We start from the raw sequence: 10,195 nt of genomic DNA, 5'->3' as shown, positions 1-10,195 counted from the left end.
TAACTTGCGTATTGGTTAAAAAACACCCAATCAGATGAGAAAAGAGCTTCTTCTATATAGAAGAAGACTTAAAGGACGCCTTCCTCCTTCAACATAGCCACCGCACCTGCCCCCAGACCCAGCACCCGCTGCAGAACCTCTAACGTGTGCTCCCCTAATAAAGGAGGCGCATGACGATACTCCACCGGCGTCTCCGACAACCGAATCGGACTGGCTACCTGAGGCACCATCCCCGCCAACGCATGGGGCAGCTCGATAGCGAGGCCGCGAGCCTTCACCTGGGGATCCTCAAACACTTGCGACAAATCATTGATCGGCCCACAAGGCACGCCCGCCTGTTCCAGTTGAGCAACCCACTCGGCCGTCGTCTTGAAGACCGTCGCCTGGCGGATCAAGGGGATCAACGTTGCGCGGTTGGCCACCCGCAGCTTGTTGGTCGCGAAGCGAGGATCATCCGCCCACTGCGGCTGCCCAGCGACTTCGGCGAACTTGCGGAACTGCCCGTCATTACCCACGGTGAGGATGAAGTCGCCATCCGCTGTAGGAAAGTCCTGATAAGGCACGATGTTGGGATGCGCATTACCCAGGCGCTTTGGCGCATGGCCCGTGGTCAGGTAGTTCATCGCCTGGTTGGCCAGACACGCAACCTGCACATCCAGCAACGCCATATCGATGTGCTGGCTGCCACCGTCGTGATCGCGATGGGCCAACGCCGCGAGGATCGCCACCGTCGAATAGAGCCCGGTGAGAATATCCGTCAGCGCCACGCCCACCTTCACCGGACCGGCGCCTTCATCTCCTTCGGGACGGCCAGTCAGGCTCATCAAGCCGCCAAGCCCCTGGATCATGAAGTCATATCCTGCGCGCTTGGCGTAAGGACCGGTCTGGCCGAAGCCGGTGATCGAGCAATAGATCAGATTCGGGTTGAGCGCCTTCAGCGATTCATAGTCCAGACCATAGGCCGCCAGACCACCCACCTTGAAATTCTCGATGAGGATGTCCGACTTCATCGCCAGGTCGCGCACTAGCTTCTGCCCTTCCGGACGCGTGAAGTCGATTGTCACCGATTGCTTGTTGCGGTTGGCCGACAGGTAGTACGCAGCTTCCGACGTGTTCTCGCCGTAAGCGTCTTTAAGGAAGGGCGGGCCCCAAGCGCGGGTGTCATCACCGTTGCCTGGGCGCTCGACCTTGATCACTTCGGCGCCAAGGTCGGCGAGGATCTGCCCGGCCCAAGGCCCAGCCAGTACTCGCGATAAATCCAGTACCCGCAGATGCGACAGCGCGCCCATGGTCCGCCCTCCTGTTAATAGAACGCTTGAAGACCGGTTTGCGCACGCCCAAGGATCAGCGCGTGAACGTCGTGAGTACCTTCGTAGGTATTCACCACTTCCAGGTTAACCAAGTGACGGGCTACGCCGAACTCATCAGAGATGCCATTGCCACCGAGCATGTCGCGCGCCATCCGCGCGATATCCAGCGATTTGCCGCAGGAGTTGCGCTTCATGATCGAAGTGATTTCAACGGCGGCGGTACCTTCGTCCTTCATCCGCCCCAGACGCAGGCAGCCTTGCAGCGCCAGAGTGATCTCGGTCTGCATGTCGGCGAGTTTCTTCTGCACCAGTTGAGTCGCGGCCAATGGGCGACCGAATTGCTGACGGTCCAGAGTGTATTGGCGCGCGGTGTGCCAGCAAAACTCGGCCGCGCCGAGCGCGCCCCAGGAAATGCCGTAGCGTGCGGAGTTGAGGCAAGTGAACGGACCTTTCAGGCCACGGACGTCCGGGAAGATGTTTTCTTCCGGTACGAACACGTTGTCCATGACGATCTCGCCGGTAATCGAAGCGCGTAGACCGACCTTGCCATGGATCGCCGGAGCGCTCAGGCCTTTCCAGCCCTTCTCCAATACGAAGCCGCGGATGTCGCCGGCGTCGTCCTTGGCCCAGACCACGAATACATCAGCAATCGGGCTGTTGGTGATCCACATTTTCGCGCCGGTCAGGCTGTAGCCGCCATCGACCTTGCGCGCCCGGCTAATCATCGCGCCCGGATCGGAACCGTGGTTCGGCTCGGTCAGACCGAAGCAACCGATCCATTCGCCGGAGGCCAGCTTCGCCAGATATTTCTGCTTCTGTGCTTCGGTGCCGAATTCGTTGATCGGCACCATCACCAGCGAGGATTGCACACTCATCATCGAGCGATAGCCAGAGTCGACGCGCTCCACTTCACGAGCAATGAGGCCGTAGCTGACATAGTTCAGACCGCTGCCACCGTACTGCTCAGGAATGGTCGCGCCGAGCAGGCCGACTTCGCCCATCTCGCGGAAGATTGCCGGGTCGGTCTTTTCATGACGGAAAGCTTCGAGCACACGCGGGGCGAGACTCTGCTGAGCGAACTGCGCGGCGGTGTCGCGGATCATCCGCTCTTCTTCGGTGAGCTGTTGATCCAGCAGCAGGGGATCGATCCAGTTGAAGCTAGCTTTACCGCCCATGAGTGTGCCCTCGCAATCGGGTGAATTAAACGTGGCATTGATCCTAGGCGCGGTTCGCCATCGCGGCAAACGAGGTTTTCGCATCCTGTTGTGCTAATTTCTCACTCCGTAACGTCGCGCAATGCCATTTATGCGGCGCATTAGTGAGGTTGACGTACGTGCGCAGGAAGATCCCCAGCACCACCGCCCTGATCAGCTTCGAAGCTGCCGCCCGCCACGAAAGCTTTACTCGGGCCGCTGAAGAGCTGTCCCTTACCCAGGGCGCCATTTGCCGACAGATCGCCAGCCTCGAAGATTTCCTTGGAGTGGAACTGTTCCGACGTTCGCGACGGGGAGTGAAACTGACCGAGGCGGGCCTTTCCTACAGCCGTCGGGTGGCGACTCAGCTCGATGCAGTGGAGCGCGACACCCTCTCGGTGATGGGCCAGCAGGGCACCAACGTCATCGAGCTCGCCGTCGTCCCGACCTTCGGCACGCAATGGCTGCTGCCACGCCTCAAGGACTTTCAGCTCGAGCACCCCGAAGTGACCGTCAACCTGACCAACCGCACCCGGCCGTTCCTGTTTGCCGACACTGAATTCGATGCCGCGATCTACTTCGGCGATGCGGATTGGTCGGGTACCGAATCCCACAGGCTGATGGGTGAGAATCCGATGCCGGTGTGCAGTCCCGCCCTACTCGGCAATCGCAAGCAACTGACAGCCGCAGCCATCGCCGAACTACCGCTGCTGCAGCAGACCACACGACCTTACGCCTGGCGCCAGTGGTTCAACGCACAGCAGATGAATATCCCTCGCGACATGACCGGTCCACGCTACGAGCTATTCTCCATGCTTGCCCAGGCAGCCATGCACGACATGGGCGTCGCGCTGATTCCGCCGTTTCTGATTCAGCGCGAGCTGGCCGAGAAACGCTTGGTGGTGGCCAATCCTCAAACGCTCGCCAGCATCAAGGCCTATTACCTGATGATTCCTGAGCGAAAGGTCGAATCGGCATCGCTGAAGGCATTTCGTGACTGGCTGGTAACTCAGGCGCGAAGCTACAGCCTAGATGAATAAAGGCCCTCATCAATACATAACCCCGTAGTCAGAAAAACTAAAGCCCTACAGATATAACTATTTGTCGCCTTTTCGCCGACTGTATCCGAAAGTCGTACAGACGTCCCACAAGCTGCCAACGACGTGGCTTTGAGCCTCTAGTGGCGACTCATTACTGCCTATTCACGCCACCGATGCGAAATTTTTTCAAATTCAGCCAGAATCCTTGCAGGGCACGGGGTGCAAGGGGTTCAACTGGCCATCTGCGACATTCGGTCACGGGATGACTTGTAGTTAATTTTCCGTCACCCGTCATAATCCCTTGAAGGGCATAAAGTTCGCCTGCAAAATGCCGCGCCCCGCCCTGATTCGGCGGGATCGTGCTGATCGGCCGCCCCAGTCGCACCATCCGTAGTGCATGGGTTTACTCAATAAGATCACGCAGGAGATTTGACGTGCACATTGGTGTTCCTCTCGAAACCCAGACCGGTGAAACACGGGTTGCTGCAACCCCGGAAACCATCAAGAAGCTGATCAGCCAAGGCCATAAGGTCACTGTGCAAAGCGGTGCCGGCGTCAAAGCCAGTGTCGTCGACAGTGCCTATGAAGCAGCCGGCGCGAGCATTGGCAGCGCCAATGACGCGTTTGGCGCCGAGCTGATTCTCAAAGTGGTCGCGCCAAGCGATGCCGAACTGACGCTAATCAAGCGCGGTACGGTGCTGGTGGGCATGCTCAACCCATTCAACAACGAGACCATCGCGAAGATGGCCGAGTGCGGCATTACCGCGTTTGCTCTCGAAGCGGCGCCGCGCACCTCGCGCGCGCAGAGTCTCGATGTGTTGTCGTCGCAGGCCAACATTGCCGGATATAAGGCTGTGTTGCTGGCCGCTCACTATTACCCACGCTTCATGCCGATGCTGATGACCGCTGCGGGTACCGTGAAAGCGGCGCGCGTGCTGATTCTTGGTGCGGGCGTGGCCGGTCTGCAGGCGATCGCCACGGCGAAACGTCTGGGTGCGGTAATCGAAGCGTCTGACGTGCGTCCAGCGGTGAAGGAACAGATCGAATCCCTCGGCGCCAAGTTCGTCGACGTGCCTTACGAGACCGATGAAGAGCGCGAATGCGCCGTCGGTGTCGGCGGTTACGCGCGGCCAATGCCTGCGAGCTGGATGCAGCGTCAGGCTCAGGCCGTGCACGAGCGCGCCAAACAGGCTGACATCGTCATTACCACTGCGCTGATTCCGGGCCGCAAGGCGCCGACGCTATTGAGCGCAGAGACCGTGGCGCAGATGAAACCGGGGTCGGTGGTCATCGACCTCGCCGCCGCTCAGGGTGGCAACTGCCCGCTGACCGTGGCCGATCAGGTCGTTGTGGAAAACGGTGTGACCATCGTCGGCCCGACCAATCTCGCCGGTGAAGTGGCTGCCGACGCTTCGGCTCTATATGCACGCAACCTGCTGGACTTCCTCAAGCTGGTGTTCACCAAGGAAGGCCAGTTCGACGTCAACCTCGAAGACGACATCGTCGCCGCGTGCCTGATGTGCCGCGACGGCCAAGTCATCCGCAAAAACGCCTAAGCAGGGATTCAGACGATGGAAGAGCTTATCTCCCCCGGTATCTACAACCTGATCATCTTCGTGCTGGCGATTTATGTCGGTTACCACGTGGTCTGGAACGTTACACCTGCGCTGCACACCCCTTTGATGGCGGTAACCAACGCCATCTCGGCGATCGTGATCGTCGGCGCCATGCTCGCCGCCGCACTGACCGTCACGCCGCTGGGCAAAACCATGGGCACGCTGGCCGTGGCACTGGCGGCTGTCAACGTCTTCGGTGGCTTCCTGGTCACCCGCCGGATGCTTGAGATGTTCAAGAAGAAAGCCCCGAAAGCAAAAGAAGAGGCGCCGAAGTAATGAGCATGAATCTCGTCACGACGCTCTACCTGATCGCGTCGATCTGCTTTATCCAGGCCCTCAAAGGCCTGTCGCACCCGACCACCTCGCGACGCGGCAACCTGTTCGGCATGCTCGGCATGGCGTTGGCCATCCTGACCACCGTCGGCCTCATCTATAAGCTGGGGGCTGAGCTGGCGACGGCCGGTATCGGTTACGTCATCGTCGGCTTGCTGGTAGGTGGCACTGCCGGGTCGATCATGGCCAAGCGCGTTGAAATGACCAAGATGCCGGAACTGGTGGCATTCATGCACAGCATGATCGGTCTTGCGGCGGTGTTCATCGCCATTGCGGCGGTGGTCGAGCCGCAGTCGTTGGGTATCGTTAAACAGCTGGGCGATGCGATTCCGGCGGGCAACCGTCTGGAGTTGTTCCTCGGCGCCGCCATCGGTGCAATCACCTTCTCCGGTTCGGTGATTGCCTTCGGCAAGCTGTCGGGCAAGTACAAGTTCCGCCTGTTCCAGGGCGCGCCGGTACAGTTTGCCGGTCAGCATAAACTCAATGCGGTTCTGGGTCTGGCCACGCTGGTTCTCGGCCTGACCTTCATGTTCACCGGCAACCTTACGGCGTTCGCACTGATGCTGGCGCTGGCGTTCGTAATGGGCGTGTTGATCATCATCCCGATCGGCGGCGCCGACATGCCGGTGGTGGTGTCGATGCTCAACAGCTATTCCGGCTGGGCGGCGGCGGGGATCGGCTTCTCGCTGAACAACTCGATGCTGATCATTGCCGGCTCGCTGGTGGGTTCGAGCGGTGCGATCCTCTCTTACATCATGTGCAAGGCGATGAACCGTTCCTTCTTTAATGTACTGCTCGGCGGTTTCGGCAATACTGCCGATGCAGGTCCCGCTGGTGCGCAGGAAGCCCGCCCGGTGAAATCCGGCTCGGCTGATGACGCGACCTTCCTGCTGACCAACGCTGACACCGTGATCATCGTCCCGGGTTACGGTCTGGCAGTGGCCCGTGCGCAACATGCGCTGAAGGAGCTGACCGAGAAACTGACCCACCGTGGCGTGACCGTGAAGTACGCAATTCACCCGGTGGCGGGTCGGATGCCGGGACACATGAACGTCCTGCTCGCCGAGGCCGAAGTGCCTTACGACCAGGTGTTCGAGATGGAAGACATCAATTCTGAGTTCGGCCAGGCCGACGTGGTGCTGGTGCTCGGTGCGAACGACGTGGTCAACCCGGCGGCGAAGAACGATCCGAAGTCGCCGATTGCCGGCATGCCGATTCTCGAAGCGTTCAAAGCCAAGACCATCATCGTCAACAAGCGCTCGATGGCCAGCGGTTATGCCGGCCTGGACAACGAGCTGTTCTATCTGGACAAGACCATGATGGTCTTCGGCGACGCGAAGAAAGTCATCGAAGACATGGTCAAAGCAGTCGAATAATCGCCGCTGCTATAACGAACGCCCCGACTTGTCGGGGCGTTTTTGTTTGCGCCAGACACTGGACAATTTGCCGCGTTGTTGCAGATCCGGTAACGGTGTTTTACTTCAAACCCGCGAAATAGAGGCCTCGTTTGCGACCTTGGTAGCGGGACAGGCGCCGGCCAAATTCACTAGACTGCGCATCCTGCTACTCGTTGCCCGAGATAATAATCCATGTACCGTGACCGTATTCGCCTGCCTTCGTTGTTGGATAAAGTGATGAGCGCTGCCGACGCCGCTGCTCTGATTGAGGACCGCATGACCGTCGGCATGAGCGGTTTCACCCGCGCCGGCGAAGCCAAGGCCGTTCCCCACGCACTGGCCGAACGCGCCAAGGTCACGCCGCTGAAGATCAGCCTGATGACCGGCGCCAGCCTCGGCAACGACCTCGACAAGCAACTGACCGAAGCCGGCGTGCTGTCGCGACGCATGCCGTTTCAGGTCGACAGCACCTTGCGCAAGGCCATCAATGCCGGCGAAGTGATGTTCATCGACCAGCATCTCTCGGAAACCGTAGAGCAGTTGCGCAACCAACAGTTGAAGCTGCCGGACATCGCCGTCATCGAGGCAGTCGCCATCACCGAGCAAGGCCATATCGTGCCGACCACGTCGGTGGGCAACTCGGCAAGCTTCGCGATTTTCGCCAAGCAGGTAATTGTCGAGATCAACCTGGCGCACAACGCCAACCTCGAAGGCCTGCACGACATCTATATTCCGACGTACCGCCCGACGCGGACGCCAATCCCGCTGGTGAAAGTGGATGATCGCATCGGCAGCACGGCGATTCCGATTCCGCCGGAGAAGATCGTTGCGATTGTCATCACTCAGCAGTCGGACTCGCCGTCCACGGTGTCAGTACCGGACGTCGACACCAATGCCATCGCCGAACACCTGATCACCTTTTTCAAGCAGGAAGTCGCGGCCGGACGCATGACCAACAAGCTCGGCCCGTTGCAGGCCGGGATCGGCAATATCGCCAACGCGGTGATGTGCGGCTTGATCGACTCGCCGTTCGAAGACCTCACCATGTATTCGGAAGTGCTGCAGGACTCGACCTTCGACCTGATCGATGCCGGCAAGCTGAGCTTCGCCTCGGGCAGTTCGATCACCCTGTCCGAGCGCCGCAACAGCGACGTGTTCGGCAACCTGGAGAAGTACAAGGACAAACTGATCCTGCGCCCGCAGGAAATCTCCAATCACCCGGAAGTGGTGCGGCGCCTGGGTATTATCGGCATCAACACCGCGCTGGAGTTCGATATCTATGGCAACGTCAACTCCACCCATGTCTGCGGTACGCGAATGATGAACGGCATCGGCGGCTCCGGCGACTTCGCGCGCAACGCGCATCTGGCAGTGTTCGTGACCAAGTCGATTGCCAAGGGTGGCGCGATTTCCAGCGTGGTGCCGATGGTCAGCCACGTCGACCACACGGAGCATGACGTCGACATTCTGGTGACCGAGGTCGGGCTCGCCGATTTACGCGGCCTGGCGCCACGGGAGCGTGCGCGGGTGATCATCGACAACTGCGTGCATCCGGACTTTCGCCAGGCACTGAATGATTACTTCAGCGCTGCCTGCGCAATTGGCGGTCATACCCCGCATATCCTGCGCGAAGCACTGAGCTGGCATATGAATCTGGAAGAAACAGGACGCATGCTCGCGGTGTAATTCACACAGATAGCTACCGATGCAAACACAGTTTGCGTCGGTGGAGGGTTGCTCGAAGCTCGATCGGCAAAAACTGTACTGCTGTACTGGTCATTTCCTACAGCAATACCCTACCAAAACCTTTCAAACATGCAGAAACGCACCAATAAAGTGCAGATAGGTACAGTTTGTTCGATTTTGACCCGTACACCGCCTATAAACAGTTAACTGGTCACTTACAATACAGTTGAACTGTATCTACAGAGGCTAGGCAAACGAGAGGATCATGGGCACCAGTCAAACCACTACCTGATCCCGCCACAAGCGGAAGGATGTCAACCATGGAACGTACACTCAGTTCCGAACTGTTCTTCGAAGACAAAGCTGTAAACACCCAGGCTTCCCTGCCTTTGCGCGTTCTCGCCAACCTGATGCTGTGGCAGCGCCGCATCTCCAGCCGCCACCAACTGGCCCGTCTGGATTCGCGTCTGCTGGCTGACGCTGGTATCAGCGAAGCACAACGCTACGAAGAGCTGAGCAAGCCGTTCTGGCGCTAAGCAGCGTCGCTGGCCCTGGTCGTCAGACCCACCGCCAGCACCCGAATTGAAAAAACAGAACCCGTCGTGGGAAACCACGACGGGTTTTGTCGTTTCAGGGGGCGTGAAATGTCTAAAATGGCTTTTTAACGAGTACAGGTACAGTTTCCAATAATCGAACCAAGGGCGGCACAGTTATCAGAGCACGGCTGAGTATCAGTGGCCACCACTGGGCGAACCGGAGATCGCAGCCTAATATCCACCGAGAACGTGGCGAACGTTGCGCAACAGGCGTCTGACTCCTCAGATACCGAGCCACCTCTCACTACGGTTTATCCAAAGGAGTTACATCATGATCCGTCTTCGTCTGCTCAGTGCCGCCGCCCTGCTGGCCGTGGCTGCCAACGCCAGCGCTACCAGCTTCATCGTGACCACCGACTCGATTGTCGGCGCGCTGAAAGCTTCTTCCGACGCCACTTCCGATGTGACCTCCTCGTTCCGTGACGACAAGATCGTGCTTGCCGCCCGTGACGACGCCGCCAGCTTCGTGGCCAGCGAAGGCGATATCCGTGGTGTGAAACTGGAAAGCGCGCTTGATCACATCCGCCATCAGGCGCCACAACTCAATGCCACCGACGCCCAATTGGCTCAAGCCATTCTGACTCTCTGATTGCTTGCTGCATTGCGGGACACGGCAGCCGTGTCCCGATGTTTCAACGCTGGCTCTGGCCCGGGCATTTGCGCTAGCCTTCAGGCTCGTTAACAGTTGTCGAGTCCCATGCGCTTTCTTCCAAATCTGCTCATCTCTTCTGCTTTATTCACCGCCTGCTGGGCGATGTCTGCCAACGCCTTCGATGCTTTCAATGCTTCGACCCAAGGTACGGTTGTCAGCGGTTACGCCACCAGCATGGTGTCTTCTGCGCCGTTCGACCGTAAACTGCTGCTCGCCGCCCATGATGACGCGGCCGCCTTCGTTGCCAGTGACGGTGAATGGCGAGGCGCACGGCTGGAATCGGCGCTGCATTACCTGCGCAAAACCCGGCCAAAACTTCATGCCAGCGACCTTGAACTGGCAGAGGCAATTCTCGTCCAATAGTTATCCTTT

10 protein-coding genes are annotated in these 10,195 nt (G+C 59.0%); 8 read left to right on the top strand and 2 right to left on the bottom strand.

Annotated elements, in window-relative coordinates:
• Positions 1-68 precede the first annotated feature (68 nt).
• Together GXB78_RS21455 and GXB78_RS21450 are read right to left on the bottom strand one after the other, a co-directional pair.
• Positions 69-1,289, bottom strand: coding sequence for a CaiB/BaiF CoA transferase family protein (locus GXB78_RS21455; protein ID WP_329516877.1), 1,221 nt, complete (start codon positions 1,287-1,289; stop codon positions 69-71).
• A gap of 14 nt (positions 1,290-1,303) precedes the next feature.
• Positions 1,304-2,485 carry an acyl-CoA dehydrogenase gene (locus tag GXB78_RS21450; protein WP_329516876.1) on the bottom strand — a complete coding sequence of 394 codons (1,182 nt, stop codon included), beginning with the start codon at positions 2,483-2,485 and terminating at the stop codon, positions 1,304-1,306.
• Between the two features lie 158 nt (positions 2,486-2,643).
• Between GXB78_RS21450 and GXB78_RS21445 the strand changes: the two genes are divergently transcribed.
• The 8 genes from GXB78_RS21445 (at position 2,644) to GXB78_RS21410 (ending at position 10,186) form a co-directional block, all read left to right on the top strand.
• Complete coding sequence (locus GXB78_RS21445; RefSeq protein WP_329516875.1) at positions 2,644-3,543, top strand: LysR family transcriptional regulator; 900 nt, start codon at positions 2,644-2,646, stop codon at positions 3,541-3,543.
• Positions 3,544-3,977: 434 nt separating this feature from the next.
• Complete coding sequence (locus GXB78_RS21440) at positions 3,978-5,099, top strand: Re/Si-specific NAD(P)(+) transhydrogenase subunit alpha (protein WP_110644714.1); 1,122 nt, start codon at positions 3,978-3,980, stop codon at positions 5,097-5,099.
• A gap of 15 nt (positions 5,100-5,114) precedes the next feature.
• Complete coding sequence (locus GXB78_RS21435) at positions 5,115-5,435, top strand: NAD(P) transhydrogenase subunit alpha (protein WP_003220416.1); 321 nt, start codon at positions 5,115-5,117, stop codon at positions 5,433-5,435.
• A complete protein-coding gene (locus GXB78_RS21430; RefSeq protein ID WP_110644713.1) occupies positions 5,435-6,868 on the top strand; it encodes an NAD(P)(+) transhydrogenase (Re/Si-specific) subunit beta in 1,434 nt (477 codons plus the stop codon). Before GXB78_RS21435 ends, GXB78_RS21430 begins: the two co-directional genes overlap by 1 nt.
• A gap of 213 nt (positions 6,869-7,081) precedes the next feature.
• Entirely contained in the window at positions 7,082-8,575 is a 1,494-nt protein-coding gene (locus GXB78_RS21425; RefSeq protein ID WP_329516874.1) for an acetyl-CoA hydrolase/transferase family protein, read from the top strand.
• A gap of 320 nt (positions 8,576-8,895) precedes the next feature.
• Entirely contained in the window at positions 8,896-9,111 is a 216-nt protein-coding gene (locus tag GXB78_RS21420; protein WP_008081135.1) for a DUF1127 domain-containing protein, read from the top strand.
• A gap of 331 nt (positions 9,112-9,442) precedes the next feature.
• Positions 9,443-9,760, top strand: a complete 318-nt coding sequence (locus GXB78_RS21415) for a DUF2388 domain-containing protein (RefSeq protein WP_329516873.1) — start codon at positions 9,443-9,445, stop codon at positions 9,758-9,760.
• Between the two features lie 108 nt (positions 9,761-9,868).
• Positions 9,869-10,186, top strand: a complete 318-nt coding sequence (locus GXB78_RS21410) for a DUF2388 domain-containing protein (protein WP_329516872.1) — start codon at positions 9,869-9,871, stop codon at positions 10,184-10,186.
• Positions 10,187-10,195 lie beyond the last annotated feature (9 nt).

It is taken from the genome of Pseudomonas moraviensis subsp. stanleyae, from assembly GCF_036283065.1.
In the GTDB taxonomy this organism is placed as follows: domain Bacteria; phylum Pseudomonadota; class Gammaproteobacteria; order Pseudomonadales; family Pseudomonadaceae; genus Aquipseudomonas; species Aquipseudomonas stanleyae.
Note: the sequence above shows the minus strand (reverse complement) of the source record. Positions and strands in the feature narration are given on the sequence as shown.

Coding starts and splice junctions, on each gene's coding strand:
- GXB78_RS21455 (WP_329516877.1), bottom strand. CDS start 1,289: ATGGGCGCGCTGTCGCATCTGCGGGTACTGGATTTATCGCGAGTACTG.
- GXB78_RS21450 (WP_329516876.1), bottom strand. CDS start 2,485: ATGGGCGGTAAAGCTAGCTTCAACTGGATCGATCCCCTGCTGCTGGAT.
- GXB78_RS21435 (WP_003220416.1), top strand. CDS start 5,115: ATGGAAGAGCTTATCTCCCCCGGTATCTACAACCTGATCATCTTCGTG.
- GXB78_RS21430 (WP_110644713.1), top strand. CDS start 5,435: ATGAGCATGAATCTCGTCACGACGCTCTACCTGATCGCGTCGATCTGC.
- GXB78_RS21425 (WP_329516874.1), top strand. CDS start 7,082: ATGTACCGTGACCGTATTCGCCTGCCTTCGTTGTTGGATAAAGTGATG.
- GXB78_RS21420 (WP_008081135.1), top strand. CDS start 8,896: ATGGAACGTACACTCAGTTCCGAACTGTTCTTCGAAGACAAAGCTGTA.
- GXB78_RS21415 (WP_329516873.1), top strand. CDS start 9,443: ATGATCCGTCTTCGTCTGCTCAGTGCCGCCGCCCTGCTGGCCGTGGCT.
- GXB78_RS21410 (WP_329516872.1), top strand. CDS start 9,869: ATGCGCTTTCTTCCAAATCTGCTCATCTCTTCTGCTTTATTCACCGCC.